We start from the raw sequence: 18051 nt of genomic DNA on the forward strand, positions 1-18051 counted from the left end.
GAAGCACCATAAGGAATCGGTGGACTCCACTCCCTCACATCGGCAAACCGTAAGCGATGCAGCGTTTTGATAATGCTGTTGATCCCTTTACGGGAACCGATAACCATCACCTTAATAAATTCTTTCCCGGAAACGGGATCAGTAGAAGCCTGAATAGAAACCTCGGCTGAGGGCAATTGATTGTCATTCGGCACAAAGTACGCTTGCATTTGAGTTCACCTGGTTTAATTAAATGTGGTCTACTAAGACTACATTGAGTCTAGCAAAATGTGGTCGCATAAGACAACATTTACTTGCTCACCATCCTCTGACACGATTAGAGGCATGGGAAAAGCGGGACAAGCTCTCAGGCAAACATTAGACACATACGGCATCAGTCAAAACAAGCTAGCCGTAACCTTGGGAGTTGATCGTTCGATGATTTTCAAGTGGTATCACGAGAAAAGAGATCCCACTGCTGAAACCGTGGTGCAGATTGCTGAAGCACTTCATAGCCTCAATCCTGATGCAGCAGCAGAATTTATCCGATTGTACGTGGGTGATTTCTTAAAGAGTGATCAGGAAGGTTGAAGGGAAGTTATGTCCAGATTGTTCCAGACGTTGCATGCAACGTCTCTACAATGTTTTGGCTTTGGAGCTACGATAGAAACGTTAGATGTTGTTACGAAGCGGACTATTATGCTTAGTTGTAATAAAAAAATTGTGGGAAGCAGAACGTAAAATAGCCGTTGAAATAAAAAGTTTTCTTAATACTTCGGTGATTACAGATTTTCATGCCGCATTAGGTCAATTCTTAAACTATCGCTTGGCATTACAAATGACCGAATCAGAGAGAATACTTTATCTTGCCGTTCCTCTTGATACATTTGGAACATTTTTCCAAGAAACTTTTATTAAAGAAGCAGTTAAGCTTTATCAAGTAAAATTAATTGTTTACGATCCTGTTGAAGAGGTAATCAGTGAATGGAAAAATTAGAAAAATATCGCTCATTAGTCCGCCAGCTATTAAATACTCATACCGCTGAAGATGTAAAGCCGTCAGATTCAGAAATAGAGTGTCAACTCATTTTTGATACAGAACATGACCACTATCAGCTTCTAGATATCGGTTAGGATGGACTCAAAAGAGTCTACAACTGTTTCATTCATATAGATATTAAAAATGGCAAAATTTGGATTCAGCGAAATATGTCCGTTCCTGTTCTAATTCCGCTTCCTTTTTTGCTACCGCAATTTGCTGGTCAATTGCCTTCTTTTTACAAGCAGCAATAAACTGCTCATCCAGACTACTTAATTTTTTTTCCTTTAAAGACTTCTCGATATATCGATTTCATCAATAAAAATAACAATCGGTTGGGAAATCTCTGTTAGCAGTACCGTTTCGATAAACTCACCCAAACGCTGTGTCGGGGACAATCCCTCCCGTTCATTCCACCACTTGATCACCTTAACCTTAATTCCCAAACTCCGCGCCAGTCGGCGAATTAAACCCAGATACCACTCGGATGGGGCAATATTGTGACTCCCAATAGCGGTAATATCAATCACACCACAAGCAACACCCTCAGCTTGCAATCGCCGCATGGTTTGCACCCGTAAGCTAGATTTACCCATTTGGCGGGAATTGAGAACATAGCAAAATTCGCCTGCTTTTAACGCCTCATAGAAATCCTGATCCGCTTGACGCACTACATAGGTGGGATCATCCTGTTTAAGACTCCCGCCGACTTGATAGCTGTAGTCTGGATGGGATGCGGTACTCATCCTCAAATCCCCCGAAACGGTGTATATCTGGTAATTCCGTAGGGTGTCGTTAGCGTAGCGTAACGCACCACCTTTATCTTAACGTCCGGAGAAGACCCTCACTTTTAGTGACGGGATGAATCCGGACAATCTTGGTTTTGAACGTAGACTTTAAGTTGCTCAATAGTAAAACCACCACAACTGGCGACAAAATAGGAACCTGTCCAAAGGACACGTTTTCTATAAATTTTAGCTAGTTCAGATTCAAATTCACGCCACAGTGTCTTAGATGCTGTGGCTTTTAAATTAGCGATAAGATTACTCAACAGCTTGTGGGGAGGATAACTAAGCAACAAATGAACATGGTCAGACTCCCCGTTAAATTCAATAAGATTAGAATCCCATTTTTGGGCAGCGGAGCTAAATACCTCGTTTAATCTGTGTATCCTAGTTTCACTAAGTACCTGGCGTCGGTATTTTGTCACAAAAAATAGATGTACGGTGAGGTTGTATACAGCTCTACGGCTGCTGTTGTAGTTATGTGTTTTTGTGGTTGACATTTGTACGGATAAATAACTATGATTAGTCTAGCAGTATTTAAAGGTCGATAAATGCTAGTCTACGAGTTTAAGCTCAAAGGTTATAAACACCAGTTTTCGGCAATAGATGAAGCGATACGTACAGGGCAATTCATCCGGAATAAATGCTTACGTTACTGGATGGATGCACCTTCCGAAGAGAAAGTTAATCGCTTTTCTCTCAACAAGTACTGCAAAGTCTTAGCCGACAATTCTGAATACCCCTTTGTAGCTGAATTAAACTCAATGGCTCGGCAGTCAATGGCTGAAAGAGCCTGGGCTAGCATCAGTCGATTCTTGGGAAACTGTAAAAAGAAAGTTCTTGGGAAAAAAGGATATCCAAAGTTTAAGAAGTTTAGTCGTTCGGTTGAGTATAAGACTAGCGGCTGGAAGATTTCTCAAGACAAAAAGACTATTACTATTACCGATGGAACTCGAATAGGTAAACTCAAGCTTGTAGGTTCAAGAGATTTAAGCTACTACCAAAGCGAACAAATTAAGCGAGTACGTTTGGTGCGTAGAGCCGATGGGTATTACGCTCAATTCTGTATTGATATCGAGCGTCAAGAATCTGTTGAGTTTACAGGCAAAGAAATTGGATTAGATGTGGGGCTTAATCACTTCTATACGGATTACGTTGGGAATCAAATAGAGAATCCAAGATATCTAAGGAAAAGTGAGAAGGCTTTAAAACGTCTACAAAAAAACCTCTCTAGAAAACACAATAGAGGTCAGCCGCAGTCGAAGAGATATCACAAGAATCGGCTTAAACTTGGGAAGAAACACTTAAAGATTTCAAGGCAACGTAAAGACCATGCGGTAAAACTAGCACGGTGCGTGTGTCAATCTAACGATTTGATAGCCTACGAAGATTTAAGTGTCAGAAACATGGTAAAAAACCACTGTTTGGCGAAGTCGATATCTGACGCTGGTTGGACTCAGTTTCGAGAATGGGTTGAATATTTTGCTCAACTGTTTGGGAAGCAAGTGGTAGCTGTCGCTCCTAACTATACTTCCCAAGACTGCTCAAATTGTGGTCAAAGAGTCAAAAAATCGCTATCGGTTAGGACTCATGTTTGTAGCTGCGGGACAATTCTAGATAGGGATGAGAATGCAGCTATAAATATCCTAGCTAAGGCAATACAAATACTGTCGGGCGGACAGAAATTAACGCTCAGGGAGAGAAGAATCTCTGCCAAGAACAAGGAAACTTAGTCTTGGTAAATTCACTCAAGGAACTGAGAATCCCTCGCTTTTAGCGATGGGAGCGTCAATTTCTCCCAGAATTGGTGCATTCTGGTGGCTCTTCCATACCTGTTATGCTAAATTGCCTCAGACAACACCCAAAATCTTACTACGCAAGGTTTTGGTGTTAGTTCGAGTTAACTTAGGGTACTAAGGCATAAAATTCTGGTATAGCTGGCTTTGGAGTCATTTTGCAAACAGTTACAGCGTATTGCAAGTTCGTGAGGTACAGTATTGTTCCCCTGATCAATGAGTATCAATGTTTAGGTGTACTTCATTTACCTGCAATCTGCTGTAAGTGTACCTGTAGCGTAAAGAACCACCTTTGATTCTTTCCCCAAATTGGTGCGTTACGGCGCTAACTCATTTAATCCTCACAATTTACACTGAATAAGCGCTTAACGCACCCTACGTTGATGATGAAACGCTTGAGTTCCCTTTCTCCCTTGATGGGAGAAGGGGTTAGGGGATGAGGGTGAAGTACGAACGATTGAATCCCCCAAGCGATCGCGGAAATAATTCCGATACAAATCGCACCTCGGAATCGCTTCATTTCCCTGTAACTGCACTAACCCCATACTGTCTAATTTAAACGCTAACTCGGCATCTAATTCCACTTACTTTAACCTTAAGGGTTGCTGTTCTGTATTGAGTTCCAAAAGTTGCTAAACGTCTTTTCGGCTCAAATGACCAATGACAAATGACCAATGACTAATAAATTTCCGCCTCAAGCTGACTCAGTGGTACAAAACACTCTTGAGGTAAAAGAATCGGTTTAGCCCGAAAAATCAACTTACCGCGATAAGTAAATCGGTCAATTGCCACACCCATCGGACGTTGGGTCAGGTGGGGATGAACATCATAGTAGGTATGGTATATCTGCCGAGCGGCTCTGAGGAGACCCGGGTCTAACAACATCGGTAGCCCCGTCTGAGTTTCTTGATACTCTCCTTGCCATTGTTGTGATGTATATACCACCCGCCTAACCCTACTGTTTAATTCACCAACTTGATTCTTGCCGGACGTTTCGTTGCATTACTTGTAGCTGCGCTCCTGTTTGATTTAACTTATGGCTGTTTGAGGATCTCAATCAAAGCATTTCCCATCTCCTGGCAACCGACAAGCGTCATTCCTGCTGACATAATATCCCCTGTACGGTTACCTTTCTCTAAAACTTTAAAAACGGCTTGCTCAATTTGGTCAGCCGCCGTTGGTTGATTCAATCCATAGCGTAGCATCATCGCCGTACTCAAGACTTGAGCCAAGGGATTTGCCTTATTTTGTCCAGCAATATCCGGCGCGGAACCGTGAACGGGTTCAAAAACGCCGGGTCTTTTTTCCCCTAAACTGGCAGATGGTAACATGCCAATACTCCCGGTGAGCATCGCGGCGGCGTCGGAAAGCACATCTCCGAATAAATTGCCTGTGACAATCGTATCAAACTGCTTAGGTGCCCTGACTAACTGCATGGCAGCATTGTCAACATACAGATGAGATAACTCCACATCCGGATACTCAGTCGTTAATTGAGTGATGCGATCGCGCCATAATTGAGATACCTCGAGAACATTAGCTTTATCAACCGAACAGAGTTTACCCTGGCGTTTGCGAGCGGTTTCAAATGCCACTCGTCCAATTCGGTCAATTTCGGCTTCTGTATACGCCATCGTATTTACACCACGCTTTTCTCCGGTTTCAGTGGTAAAGATACCCTTCGGCTGACCAAAATAAACCCCACCTGTCAATTCTCGCACCACCATAATATCCACCCCGTCAACCACCTCCCGTTTCAAGGTTGAGGCATCAATGAGTTGGGGTAATATGGTGGCAGGTCGTAAATTGGCAAATAAACCCAATCCTGCTCGTAATCCCAACAAACCCGTTTCCGGGCGTTGATGGCGCGGCAGGTTATCCCATTGATAACCGCCGATGGCAGCCAGTAAAACAGCGTCGCTATGGCGGCATTTTTCCAGGGTGTCAGTCGGTAGGGGTTCCCCAGTAGCATCAATTGCCTCCCCTCCGATTAAGGCTTCAGTAAATTCAAAGCTCAGGTCGAACTGTTCGCCAATCACCTTTAACACATCTACCGCGACTGCCATAATTTCTGGACCGATGCCATCACCGGGCAAAAGGGTAATGCGGTAGTGCTGCTGTGCCATAACTTATCGTGTAATCTTGCTTGGGGACAATTTCAAAACGTGGACACCTGAACCATTAGACTGACCAGGCAGTCTCTTATCATAACGGCTAATTGACCCCCCTGACCGGAATCAATGTTTCAATTTTTGAATTTTGTCGGGAAAATGGGGATTGGGGATTGGGGATTGGGGAAGAGGTGATTGGTGAGGAGGAGAAGAACGAATTGTAGTGATGAGTTTTTGAGTATTCGCTCATCGGGAACCAACTGGAGGACGCACAAAACTTATCGAGTTAGAACACTATAAGCTTTTACCTACGGAGACTGAGATTACGATGGCACTGAATTTAGTTAACCAACTGGGCGAATTGAATCCCCAGTTATTTCGGGAAATCAAAGGACGGCTTAAACCCCGCAATATTTTAATTGCCGTCACCATGTCTTTCCTGGGACAGTTACTGTTGCTGATGGTTTTCGCGGGTCAATTACCCGTGGCTAAAGATAGCATGATGGTTTACAACCGTTATTGTACAGGTTCAACTGAGGAATATTCTACGATTCCAACCTGTCTATCTGATGGTTTTGGTGGATTTGTGATCAATTGGTCATTCTGGTGGCAGGATGTATTTTGGGGACTCAGCCTAATCGGGATTTTTGCCCTGTTAGTCGTTGGCACGTATATGCTGATTAGTGATTTGTCTCAGGAAGAACGTCGGGGTACTCTGAATTTTCTACGGCTGACTCCGGGTTCAACGCTGAGTATTTTAGGCGGCAAATTATTGGGAGTCCCCCTGTTACTTTACCTAGTCGCTGCCCTAGCCTTGCCCTTGCATCTGGTGGCGGGTTTGGCTGGTCACATTGGTTTGAGTCAGATTTTAGCCTTCTACACGGTTCTGGGTGTCAGTTGCCTATTCTTTTTCAGTGGGGCGCTACTATTTGGCTTAGTCGGTAATGGGTTGGGCGGTTTTCAAGCGTGGTTGGGAGGTGGCGCAATTCTCCTATTCCTATCGATTAGCACCAGCGTTATTGACGGGGGTATGACTCATTATCCTACCGATTTGCTGACCTTATTTAATCCGGCAATTTTGTTACCGTACCTGATTAATTCGAGTTCTATAGATGTCGTTAATACGTATCCAAACGGTGATTTTTGGGACTTGGGTTGGTTTTATCTCCCCATCGGAAAGACAATCTGGATGATGGCGGGATTTGCTATTCTCAATGCGGGTTTATGGAGTTACTGGATTTGGCAGGGATTAAATCGAAATTTTCACAACCCTACGGCTACCTTATTGAGTAAGCGACAAAGTTATCGGTTAACAGCTTGCTTGGAAGTGATGATTCTTGGATTTGCCCTAAATCCTCAGGTGACAAATTGGAGAACGTATGCCGAAGGATTGTTTGAGAATCTGGAAATCCTGCTGGTGTTTAATTTGATCCTGTTTTTAGGGTTAATAGCAGCGTTGAGTCCCCATCGCCAGACGATGCAAGATTGGGCGCGTTACCGCCATGCCAAACGCTCGTCCCGCAAGGCTGGAATTATGGCAGACTTAATCTGGGGCAAAACCAGTCCTGCTCCTGTGGCGATTTTCTTGAATTTAGCGATCGCGTCTGCTATTTTACTGCCATGGATTCTGCTGTGGTCGCCCAGTGAATACAAGACACCCGCGATTTTGGCTGTGTTCGTTACGGTCAGTCTCATTGTTTTCTATGCTTCAATTGGACAGCTTGTGCTGTTGATGAAAACACCAAAGCGGGCGGTTTGGGCAGCAACGGTGGTTAGTGGACTGATTATCTTACCGCCGATTATTCTGGAAGTGTTGTCCATGTCCCCATCAGTAGAACCTGCGGTATGGCTATTTTCGGCGTTTCCTTGGGCTAGCATCGAATATGCGGCGGGAACGTCAGTATTATTCGCCCTCGTTGGTCAATCCCTGGCTTTAGTCGTGTTGAATCTGCAACTAACGCAACAGTTGAAAAAAGCAGGTGAGTCTTCAACCAAAGCCTTACTATCTGGGCGGATGCCCTTAGAGATTCAGTAATTGAATCATCACTGTCTCTACTAGAATTGTTTTGGCTAGACCCTTGGATTGGACTTTGGACAAAATTAACAAATTTGCGTATTGTTTACGCAAATAAAACAAGAGACAATAGCTTCTCTATCTCAGCTTGTTGAAAAGCTCAGAAATACCGACGGAGTGGGGCCTTATCGACGAATTGGAAAGAGTTATTAATTCTCTCCAAGAAAGTTATTTAGATGTTTGTTTTGGGGGAGAAACAGAGCCGGATATCTCTGGGGAAAATGAGGGAGTCAAAGACGACTAAAACTTTTCGGTCATAGTCAAATTAATTCCTCTTAATTAACCTTAAACTACATTTGCGTAACTTTTACGCAAATGTAGTTTTTTTGTCCAAAGTCCAAGGTGTTTGGACAACAATATATAAGTCGGGATTGCCTTCAAATCGTTCAAACAGGCTTTTAAAATCTGCTTCTGTGTAGGTGATTTCAAATTGTCCCTGACTATTGGTCTTCACATACCCCAAGTTATCGCTCTTGGCGATATCTTTATCAAATGCTTCGACTATTAGGTTAGGAATCCCTAAACCACTTTCAGATTCGTAAACTCGTCCAGTGACTTTGAATGGCATAAAATGCTCCTGATTAAGCTGTCATGCATTTAAATTGGGTATTAGTAGCGAGCAAGATGCTCGCACTACAACGATTTCGCCATTATTGACATTAACGTTTAAATGCCGAACAGCTTACTCGGAAATGAAACATTGAAACTTATTAGATTTTACCTTGTGAAGTGTTGAACGAATGTAGAAATCAAAAATCAAAGTAAATATAAGGTAAACCCCCTTCAGGTGCCAGTAACCAAACCGCATACAGGCAAAGAGGCACCAATAGCAACTTTAGGGGCCAGTTGAGTTGTAACTTCAAACCCCGATGAATTCCATAAACACCTGCCATCAACAAGGTGACAAAGCTCAATAACAGTGTCAACTCAAAGCGTTGTAAGCCAAAGGCGGTCAAATAAACATTTTCGGCAAACTGCACATCAGCGGGTTGACCCCAGAGATTCTGAATCACAAACCCAGCTTGCTTGAGATTGGGTAAGCGGAAGCAAATCCAGGACATGAACACCATCCATTGAGTAATTGCCCACGCCACTAACACACCCAATCCGGTTTGCCACCATGCTTTTAACCAGGCGAAGCGTTCTGATAAAGTCTGGGTTAAGCGATGCACCACCAAAGCCAAACCGTGCAATCCTCCCCACACGACAAATCCCCAAGCTGCACCATGCCAAATGCCAATAATCAGCATGACTACAAACAAGTTGAGACAGGTTCGACTCAATCCTTTCCGTGACCCACCTAAGGGAAAATAGAGATAGTTGCGAATCCAATCCCCTAACGTAATATGCCAGCGTCGCCAGAAATCGGCAATGCTGGTACTAAAGTAAGGAAAATTAAAGTTTTCTGGCAGGTTAAATCCCATGAGGATAGCACTCCCCCGGGCAATATCGACATAGCCGCTGAAATCCAGATATAGTTGTAATCCATAGGCAAAAATAGCCAGCCACAAATCACCACTACCCGCCCGTTCTAAGTTGCCAAAACACAGATCAACAAAAATCCCGATTCGATCCGCTAAAAGTGCCTTTTTCACCGCACCACTGGCAATTAACCATAACCCTTCACTCAAGCGATCAAAACTAGGAAACTGGATGTCTTTCAACTCATTTGCAAACTGATGGTAGCGAGTAATGGGACCAGAAATTAGTTTAGGAAAAAATAGTTTGTAAGTCGCAAATTGTAAGCCTTGGCGTGTTGCAGGTGCGCCTCGATATACATCAATGAGATAGGCAATACATTCAAAAACAAAAAACGAAAGTCCTAACGGAGCAATGAGGTGATCGTTAATCCAACTTGCTCCCTCTTGTCCCACGGTTAAATTTAAGGGGGCGGAGATATTGGTCAGGATAAACGGAACATACTTGAAGCTGACCAAACAGAGAATATTTAATCCAATCCCTAGCCACAAGAGTCTCAAACGTTGCTGATTCCAAAGTTCTTGTGCCATTAACCACTCTTCATTGGAGAGACGGTTATTGTTGAGATGGGACCCAGGGGATGTATTGACCGCAATTTTCTGCCCCAAGTAAAAATTGAGCCAAACTATGACTAATAGCAGCGGAATGTATTGAATTTGTAAGCTGCTATAAAAAAGTAAACTGGCAACTAGGAGTACCCATAATCGCCACGATGAAGAACGCTGGCTCCAGTAAATAAACAGGACACCTAGCAAGAATAATCCATAAGTGATGGAGATAAATGCCATTTTTTCGGGAATAGGGAATAGGGAATAGGGAATAGGGAATAGGGAATGGGCAATGGGCAATGGGGAATAGGGAATAGGGAATGGGGAATGGGCAATGGGGAATAGTAAAGGGCGACCCGACCTAATTGAAGGATTAGTGTTGGAAATTAGAGCAAGCGGGTCGCCCCTACAGTTTCCAAATGACGAAGGACAAATGACAAATGACAAATGACAAATGACAAATGACGAAGGACAAATGACAAATGACAAATTAACTAATCCCCAACTAATAACGCCCAAGGAATCATCGGATCTTTCGCCAACTGATTAGAAACTTCATAAGCTCCGAAGCGATTCAGATGACTGGGGTCAGAAAAATGATCGGGTTTGCCGAGTAAGAATTCACTTAAATCCCGAAAAATGAGTTCCCGTTCAATAGCATTCGCGTGCATGTATTGCTTAAATTGCTGTTCGTACTTCAGGCGGACTGGATCTAAGTAATCATTGGTTAAGGGTAGATTCACAAAAACCACAGTAATGTTATGTTCCTGAGCAAATGTTAACAGGGCATCAAATGCCTGATCTTGCTTACCCCGAAGCTGGAATGATTGATAATCGCCATCATACGCCCCCGCAACTCTGGGATGGTTCTGATAGTAAGTTTCTGGGTCAAAGCGAATGGATAAGGGCAAGAAACCATCCATATCAATATCAATGGACATATCCTGGTCTAAACTGGGCTTGGGTTGACCAGAACTGGCAACATTTGGCAATGTTTGTTTGACCAGAGCGGTAAACTGATCTCTTAACAGGGATTTGAGTTGATCGCGTTGGGGATAGGTTAAGGATAGTCCGGCTAAAAGTTTATTCGTTCCCTCGTCAATGGATTGATAACTTCTCCTTAATGCTGCCAACGGCTGGGAGGTTTGGTTGGCTTGGGCGGACGTCTGAGAGGAGGTATTGGGAAATGTACCAGCATTAAGCTGACGGTAGCCTTCTGAATCTGCGATCGCATCAAAGGTAGCATCAACTCGACCACTATTAAAGGCGCGAGCGCCATCTGCCACGATAATTAATTTCGGCAATTGATCCGGGGTGAGAATCCGGCGCGTCATTAAGTCTACAATCTGAGCTGTGGCACCATTAATGCCGAAATTAAACACATCAATGCCTGAATACCCCTCAACCGCTAACGCCTCTTCTAATGCCACCGGATCAATGCCGCGCATGGCTCGGGAACTGCCCATAATTAACACATCAGGGCGATTTCCTTGTTGTAGACGCTCTTGGTAAAGGGCTAACTTTTGATCGAGTAGTTGGTTATTAAACGGGGGATTCGAGGAACGGGCGAGGGCTAACATCGCCGCTTGCGTCGCATCCCCTCGTTCTGAGGGTAAGGAATCATCAATGATGATTCTTTTGTCTCCTTCACGGGTAAATCCAGAGGCGTTGAAGTCTGCGGCATTCTCATTGTTGTCCTGTTGTAAGGAGAGTTCAGCCAAATCTACAGGAATTGGTGACTCCTCTGCTGCTGATACCGCATCTCGCCTGGATAAACTGCCTTGGGGTTGCAGGATGCGACCAACGGGTCGATCAATGAGAAACATCAGCAATAGTCCCATAATCCCCCACACCAATGACACTTTTACCGCTTGTGACGATTCAGAACTGGTGCGTTGGGTATCGACGGTGACACGTTGATTGTCTGGGGTGGGGACAAAAAGCTGGGTTGAACACAACCAGCGTCCAATTGCGCCAACGGCGGTTTTTGACCTGCGCTGTAAATCATCTTTGAGCGTTGTGTCTGGTCTATGCCGACGCGATACTGATTGCTCAGTGGGAACAACTAACTCGCTAATGTCTGTATTAGAGGTAACAAATTCGGGAGTGGATTCTGACGTCAACCGTCGGCGTTCGGTAAAATCTACCCCATAATTCCAGGCGGGAGAGGTTGAGCCAGCAGAACGTCCGTAAATCCGGACTCCAGCGATATTGGGGATGGCAAGCTGACGCAGCAGCCGTACAATGGGTAGACTCACTTGCGCTTTAGAGGGACACAGGGGTGCTTCGCTCATAATGTGCAGCAAGTCGTGTTGACGACGCACTTTGAGCTGAATCCCACCCGTGGCTAGTCGCTGATCCAAATCTGGATTGAGCAACCGTTGTAATAAAAAGGTGAGGGCATTAAGATTGCCCTGTTGTCCTGATGTATAGCTGGATGAAGCGAGTTGGGTGTGTTCACTAGCGGGTAAGGTTACCCAATCCACCCAGACGGGTTGTTCCGGTTCGGGTTCGAGGGAAAAGTAATCGGATTCAACGCCATAAATGGTTGCCGCTTTAATCCCTTGGGGCTTTAATGATTTGAGTAGAGGCGCGATCGCATTCATGGCAGTGGCTTGGTCGGGAACGGGGGTTTTGCCCAGATCCAAGGCACTGCAAAACAGATGTAGGGTTGTTTCTTTCAAGACCACCCGCACCGTCATCCCGACTTGCGCTAGCATTTGATTTGATAGCGTGGCGATCGCTTGCACATCTCCCCAACGCGCCCAATCCTTGAGCATCACGTCAGTGGGTGTCAAATCCACCCGCACCATCCATTCTGGAGTGGCTTCTCCGCGAACTTGAGCGCTGATGGCGGCATCTCTAAACTCCGTCAGTTCCAGAGAGCGTAACTGCTGCACAATAGGCTCAGACAGTAATGCCACATCCGGGCTATAGTTCGACGTACAGATAACCCACAGCCGCCGATGGTAAGGTGGTGAGGACTGGGACGGGATTTTTGGTTTTTGCTTGACGAGGGACTGTTCTCGATTGTCCTTCGTTGGCAAGTCCTGAATCTGGACATTGACACTCACACCCAAATGACTCAGATTAGCACTGAGATACCTTGCGATCGCATCTGGGGAACCAGAACGGGCAAGACTTTCATGGGAGATGACAAACGCTGACTGAGCGGGTGTTGTTTCCCACGAGGACTCAGGACGAGATTCAGTGTCATGGGTATCGGTGTTGAGGCGAATTTCCTTGACCCATTCCGGACGTGATTGGGAAACTTGACGCCCGTAGATAATAATTTGGTAGATCGGGGTTTCCAGATCGAGCGGAAAGCTCGTCGTTTCTGGCTGAGCTTTAAGAGCTTGGAGTAAGCGATTGACGACTGTTTGAGCGGGAATACGTTCACGGCTTTCACAAAGAATATGTAAATTATTCCCTCGTAACCGGACTCTCAGGCACACCCCCGGTTGACCGATGGCATCGTATACCCATTGAGCCAAAGAGGACGGATGATTGTTGTAGTTGCGCTCTTCGACATCCAACATTACAAATTTGTTACCTGAACTGATGACGGCGGCTGATTTTTTCTCTCATGATTGCACATGAGCGCAAAAAACGGGGGAGTTAGGGGCAGAGGGGGTAGAGACGTGCCATGGCGCGTCTGGGAGCTGGGAAATTGGGAGCAACTATAGTCTAGTATCAAATTGGGATCGGTCTTGGTCTTTGTCAACAATTAACTGTTGTTCGTGCGAGGTTGAATTTTAGTTATGGCATCAGTGAACCCAGATCCACAGGTAGCAGTCAACCCCTTACCGGAGTCCGCTAAACATTCAGCAGACCTCTTATTAAGTTTAGCGACAGGTCCAATGATTGTAGGGGTGATTTCCCTAAACACAATTGGCTCATGGCTGCAACAGGTAGGGGAAGCCAGCGAGGAAGTCTTTCGGGGCGATCGCTTACCGATTTTACCCTTCCCAGATCCCCCGCCCTCCTCTAACGACTGCGTGCAGAGCCAGTAGTGGCGTAACACAGCTAAAATTGTGAAGTAGATTTTACTCCAATTAATCCCTCACATCATTATGATTCGTCTGCCCACCCAATCTAATCCCCCAGATTCTCCCCGGCAAACCTTGCCGACAATGTACGATTTACCCAGTGATAATCCGGAGGACCCTGGATTGCCCGATGAGTTTCACTTTTTTCAACCGCTTTTACTCCTTTTAACCTTTCAACCAACTCATTGGAATTGGGAGCAGGTGTTTTCTGCCTGCGATTTGAATCTTTATTATGATGTGAATCATACCCACTGGTACAAGCGTCCTGATTGGTTTGGCGTTGTGGGGATTCCGCGCTTGTATGAACAGCGAGAGTTGCGCTTAAGTTATGTGATTTGGCAAGAGCAAATTAGTCCTTTTGTCGTGGTGGAGTTATTATCTCCGGGTACGGAGGGTGAGGATTTGGGACGCACAGTACCCCAAGCGGGAAGTCCACCCTCAAAATGGCAGGTTTACGAAAAGATTTTACGAGTCCCCTACTACGTTATTTTTAGCCGCTATACTCATGAACTGCAAATTTTCCATTTAGTGGAGGGGAATTATCAACGGGTAAATTTAACCGATAATAGGTTGGTGATACCCGAGTTAGGACTAAGCTTGGGATTATGGTCAGGACGATTTCGTGAGATTAACGGACGCTGGTTGCGATGGATGACACCTTCAGGAGAGTTGATTCCCACAGATAATGAACAAGCGATATTAACTGAACAACGGGCAATTGCTGCCCAAGAACAAGCGCTATTAGCTGAACAACGGGCAATTGCTGCTGAAGAACGTGCCCAACAGGAAGCCCAACTCGCTCGACTAGCCCAAGAGCAGGCGATCGCTGCCGAAGAACGCGCCCAGCAATTGGCACAACGTTTGCGAGAATTAGGCATTGATCCCGATAATCTTGGCTCTTTCTAGTGCAAGAAGGCAGAAATAACGCCAATAGCTAACGTCTCCCCCGGCTCCCCCAGTTCCCTCTGTTCCCTGGAAGAAATTTGTCAAGAATAAAACTATACAGGTTAGCATTAACCCCGTACAATGGATCATCCTTGTCTTACTGCCAACAGACCCTATGAGTTCTCTCCTCCACTCATCCAATCAGGAATTGACCATCCCATCTACATCCCAATCCAAACTCCTGTTGCGTCACCGCATCAAAGTTGTGGAACAGTTGTGGGAGTCGGTTCTCCTTTCTGAATGTGGTCAAGAACTGGTCGATTTGCTGGCGTCTTTGCGCCAATTAAGTTCGCCAGAAGGACAAGCCACAGGGTTTTCGCTTTCATCGATTCCGGAAGTGATCGAAGGGCTTGACCTGAACGCCGCGATTCGGGCATCTCGTGCTTTTGCGCTTTATTTCCAACTGATTAATGGTGTTGAACAACATTACGAACAGCGCGATCAACAACTTTTACGACGGGCTACCTACAATACATTAACGGGGAGCGATCGCACCTCGATGAAAGCGAATGGCAGTTCACTCCAAGCATCCAAGAACGGTGACGATGCTAAACCATCCGGGAGTGAACCCATGGCGGATTTATTAGAAAAACGTTGGCAGGACGATAGAAAAGCCACAAATACCAACAGTACCTTCCATTGGCTATTTCCTTATCTACGCAACCTCAACGTACCCCCCCAGCATATTCAGCGGCTAATTGATAATCTGGATATTCGCCTAGTCTTTACCGCACACCCGACAGAAATTGTCCGACATACGATTCGACAAAAACAACGGCGTATTTCTACAATCCTGCAACAGCTTGACCAAGCCGAGGAAGCATCACGGGCTTTAGGGTTGAACTCATCCTGGGAAGTAGAAGACTACACCGAACAACTTAGAGAAGAGATTCGGCTGTGGTGGCGTACCGATGAACTGCATCAATTTAAGCCCACGGTTCTGGATGAGGTGGATTACACCCTCCACTATTTTCAAGAAGTCTTGTTTGATGCCATTCCCCAACTCTATCAGCGCTTAAAACAGGGTATACAATCGTCTTTTCCCTGGCTGAATCCACCCCGGAAAAACTTCTGTAAGTTTGGCTCTTGGGTGGGAGCGGATCGGGATGGAAACCCCTCAGTTAAACCGGAAGTGACCTGGCAAACGGCTTGTTATCAGAGAAATCTGGTTCTGGAAAAATATATCTACTCAGTTAAACATCTGACCAATTTGTTGAGCTTGTCATTGCACTGGAGTGATGTCCTACCGGAACTATTGGACTCTCTGGAACAAGATCGCTCCCAAATACCGGAGGTTTATGAACAATTAGCGATTCGTTACCGTCAAGAACCCTATCGCCTCAAACTTTCCTACATTCAGCAACGACTGGAAAATACACTGGAGCGTAATCTCCACCTGTCTCAGAGCCAACCCCTACAGCCAATTGGTCTAGAAATAACGAACCCCTGCTTTTACAACTCTGACCAAGAGTTTTTGGCAGAGTTACAACTGATTCAACGGAATCTAGCCGAAACGGGGTTAAGTTGTCAGGAACTTGAGACGCTCATCTGTCAGGTGGAAATTTATGGGTTTAATCTGGCACACCTAGACATTCGTCAGGAAAGTTCTCGTCATAGTGATACGCTGCACGAGATTACCGACTATCTACAAATTCTACCCAAGCCCTATAACGAATTATCTGAAGCCGAACGCACCGAATGGTTAACCAAAGAGTTACCCACGCGCCGCCCTTTAATTCCGGCTGAACTCCCCTTTTCTGCCGAAGCCTGTGAAATCATTGAAACGTTCCGCATGTTGCGGCGACTACAACAAGAGTTTGGTGAACAAATTTGCCAAACCTATATTATTAGCATGAGTCACGAAGCCAGCGACTTGTTGGAAGTGTTGCTGTTGGCTCAGGAAGCTGGACTCTATGATCCAGCAACCGGAAGGAGTAGTATTCAGGTTGTCCCCTTATTTGAAACCGTAGACGACTTAAAACGAGCGCCAAGGGTGATGAAATCCCTGTTTGAGTTACCCCTGTATCGAGCGTGTTTAGCCGGCGGTTATCAGGCGTTGGAGGAGTGCGAAAGAGCGATGGGTGATGAGAATTCCCCGGCTTTCCCATCTTATCCTCAACCGTTGCAGGAGATAATGCTGGGCTACTCAGACAGTAATAAGGATTCTGGGTTCTTAAGCAGTAATTGGGAAATTCACAAAGCCCAAAAAGCCCTACAGCAAATTGCCGAAGACTATAGGATTGCTGTACGTATTTTCCATGGACGCGGCGGTTCCGTCGGGCGGGGCGGTGGACCGACGTATGAGGCGATTCTGGCGCAACCGGGGCGGAGTATCCAGGGACGGATTAAGATTACGGAACAGGGCGAGGTGCTGGCGTCGAAGTATTCTTTGCCGGAGTTGGCACTTTATCACCTGGAAACCATAACCACGGCGGTGATTCAAGCGAGTTTGCTGGGAAGCGGTTTTGACAACCTGGAACCGTGGAACGAAATTATGGAAGAATTGGCGGTGCGATCGCGCCAACATTATCGGGGGTTTGTGTATGAGCAGCCGGATTTCTTGGATTTCTTTAATGAAGTGACGCCCATTCAGGAAATTAGTCAGTTGCAAATCAGTTCCCGTCCCACTCGTCGCGGTGGTAAGAAAGATTTTAGCAGTCTGCGGGCAATTCCTTGGGTGTTTAGTTGGACACAAAGTCGTTTCTTATTACCCAGTTGGTATGGCGTGGGTGCGGCGTTGAAAGGGTTTTTGGATGAGGAACCCGAAGAAAATTTGAAGCTGTTGCGTTATTTTTACTTCAAGTGGCCCTTCTTTAAGATGGTCATTTCCAAGGTAGAGATGACGTTGGCAAAAGTGGATTTGCAAATTGCGGGTCATTATGTGGAGAAATTGTCCCATCCCGATGATCGAGAACGGTTTGATCGATTATTCCAGCAAATTAGCGAGGAATTTAACTTGACTCGTGAGTTAATCTTGTTAATTACCGGACATAAGCATTTACTGGATGGTGATCCAGAGTTACAGCGATCGGTACACTTGCGGAATGGTACGATTGTTCCCCTGGGTTTCTTGCAAGTCTCTTTGCTGAAACGGTTGCGCCAGCATAGCAGTCAGATGGCATCGGGGTTTGTTCAATCTCGGTATAGTAAAGGAGAGTTACTGCGGGGCGCGTTGTTGACGATTAACGGGATTGCTGCGGGTATGCGGAATACAGGTTGATTGTCATTGGTAATTGGTCATTAGTC

13 protein-coding genes and 4 pseudogenes are annotated in these 18051 nt (G+C 45.4%); 8 read left to right on the forward strand and 9 right to left on the reverse strand.

All coding sequences use genetic code 11. The features are described 5' to 3' along the window. A partial coding sequence (locus tag RIG27_RS21325) for a hypothetical protein (RefSeq protein WP_446348480.1) occupies nucleotides 1-209 on the reverse strand: 209 nt, incomplete at its 3' end. Nucleotides 210-324: 115 nt separating this feature from the next. On the opposite strand from RIG27_RS21325, the gene RIG27_RS21330 reads away from it, so the two are divergent. The 3 genes and pseudogenes from RIG27_RS21330 to RIG27_RS21340 form a co-directional block, all read left to right on the forward strand. Next, nucleotides 325-570: a helix-turn-helix domain-containing protein gene (locus tag RIG27_RS21330; RefSeq protein ID WP_446335905.1), complete on the forward strand. Its 246-nt coding sequence runs from the start codon at nucleotides 325-327 to the stop codon at nucleotides 568-570. A 136-nt stretch (nucleotides 571-706) separates the two neighbouring features. Next, nucleotides 707-976, forward strand: a pseudogene (locus tag RIG27_RS21335) (element excision factor XisH family protein); the annotation flags it as partial. Next, nucleotides 964-1194, forward strand: a pseudogene (locus RIG27_RS21340) (element excision factor XisI family protein); the annotation flags it as partial. The pseudogenes RIG27_RS21335 and RIG27_RS21340, both read left to right, overlap by 13 nt. 114 nt (nucleotides 1195-1308) lie before the next feature. Here RIG27_RS21340 and RIG27_RS21345 read toward each other — a convergent pair. Together RIG27_RS21345 and tnpA are read right to left on the reverse strand one after the other, a co-directional pair. After that, nucleotides 1309-1764, reverse strand: a pseudogene (locus tag RIG27_RS21345) (AAA-like domain-containing protein); the annotation flags it as partial. Nucleotides 1765-1868: 104 nt separating this feature from the next. Beyond that, nucleotides 1869-2303, reverse strand: a complete 435-nt coding sequence (gene tnpA / locus RIG27_RS21350; protein WP_446348482.1) for an IS200/IS605 family transposase — start codon at nucleotides 2301-2303, stop codon at nucleotides 1869-1871. A gap of 51 nt (nucleotides 2304-2354) precedes the next feature. Between tnpA and RIG27_RS21355 the strand changes: the two genes are divergently transcribed. Then, nucleotides 2355-3536: an RNA-guided endonuclease InsQ/TnpB family protein gene (locus RIG27_RS21355; RefSeq protein WP_446348484.1), complete on the forward strand. Its 1182-nt coding sequence runs from the start codon at nucleotides 2355-2357 to the stop codon at nucleotides 3534-3536. Between the two features lie 530 nt (nucleotides 3537-4066). On the opposite strand, the pseudogene RIG27_RS21360 reads toward RIG27_RS21355, so the two are convergent. From RIG27_RS21360 to leuB, 3 genes and pseudogenes are all read right to left on the reverse strand, one after another. Further along, nucleotides 4067-4183: pseudogene (locus RIG27_RS21360) on the reverse strand (AAA-like domain-containing protein); the annotation flags it as partial. A gap of 94 nt (nucleotides 4184-4277) precedes the next feature. Beyond that, nucleotides 4278-4484, reverse strand: coding sequence for a hypothetical protein (locus RIG27_RS21365; RefSeq protein ID WP_446348536.1), 207 nt, complete (start codon nucleotides 4482-4484; stop codon nucleotides 4278-4280). A gap of 149 nt (nucleotides 4485-4633) precedes the next feature. Then, nucleotides 4634-5725, reverse strand: coding sequence for a 3-isopropylmalate dehydrogenase (gene leuB / locus RIG27_RS21370; protein WP_446348486.1), 1092 nt, complete (start codon nucleotides 5723-5725; stop codon nucleotides 4634-4636). Between the two features lie 313 nt (nucleotides 5726-6038). Here leuB and RIG27_RS21375 point away from each other — a divergent pair, with 313 nt between their 5' ends. Then, nucleotides 6039-7745 carry an ABC transporter permease gene (locus RIG27_RS21375; protein WP_446348488.1) on the forward strand — a complete coding sequence of 569 codons (1707 nt, stop codon included), beginning with the start codon at nucleotides 6039-6041 and terminating at the stop codon, nucleotides 7743-7745. A 346-nt stretch (nucleotides 7746-8091) separates the two neighbouring features. Here RIG27_RS21375 and RIG27_RS21380 read toward each other — a convergent pair whose 3' ends face one another. The 3 genes from RIG27_RS21380 to RIG27_RS21390 form a co-directional block, all read right to left on the reverse strand. Next, nucleotides 8092-8352, reverse strand: coding sequence for a hypothetical protein (locus RIG27_RS21380; RefSeq protein ID WP_446348490.1), 261 nt, complete (start codon nucleotides 8350-8352; stop codon nucleotides 8092-8094). Between the two features lie 181 nt (nucleotides 8353-8533). Then, nucleotides 8534-10051 (reverse strand): MBOAT family O-acyltransferase, encoded by a 1518-nt coding sequence (locus RIG27_RS21385; protein ID WP_446348538.1) that lies wholly within the window; start codon nucleotides 10049-10051, stop codon nucleotides 8534-8536. Nucleotides 10052-10305: 254 nt separating this feature from the next. Beyond that, nucleotides 10306-13350, reverse strand: coding sequence for a DUF1574 domain-containing protein (locus RIG27_RS21390; RefSeq protein WP_446348492.1), 3045 nt, complete (start codon nucleotides 13348-13350; stop codon nucleotides 10306-10308). A 222-nt stretch (nucleotides 13351-13572) separates the two neighbouring features. Here RIG27_RS21390 and RIG27_RS21395 point away from each other — a divergent pair, with 222 nt between their 5' ends. From RIG27_RS21395 to ppc, 3 genes are all read left to right on the forward strand, one after another. Continuing rightward, nucleotides 13573-13824: a hypothetical protein gene (locus RIG27_RS21395; RefSeq protein WP_446348494.1), complete on the forward strand. Its 252-nt coding sequence runs from the start codon at nucleotides 13573-13575 to the stop codon at nucleotides 13822-13824. Between the two features lie 60 nt (nucleotides 13825-13884). Next, the gene (locus RIG27_RS21400) at nucleotides 13885-14766 is read left to right on the forward strand and encodes a Uma2 family endonuclease (protein WP_446348496.1); all 882 of its coding nucleotides are present in this window, start codon (nucleotides 13885-13887) and stop codon (nucleotides 14764-14766) included. Nucleotides 14767-14920: 154 nt separating this feature from the next. Further along, nucleotides 14921-18025: a phosphoenolpyruvate carboxylase gene (ppc, locus tag RIG27_RS21405; protein ID WP_446348498.1), complete on the forward strand. Its 3105-nt coding sequence runs from the start codon at nucleotides 14921-14923 to the stop codon at nucleotides 18023-18025. Nucleotides 18026-18051: the final 26 nt, after the last annotated feature.

Source organism: Coleofasciculus sp. F4-SAH-05 (assembly GCF_040222985.1).
GTDB classification, from domain to species: Bacteria; Cyanobacteriota; Cyanobacteriia; order Cyanobacteriales; family Coleofasciculaceae; genus Coleofasciculus; species Coleofasciculus chthonoplastes.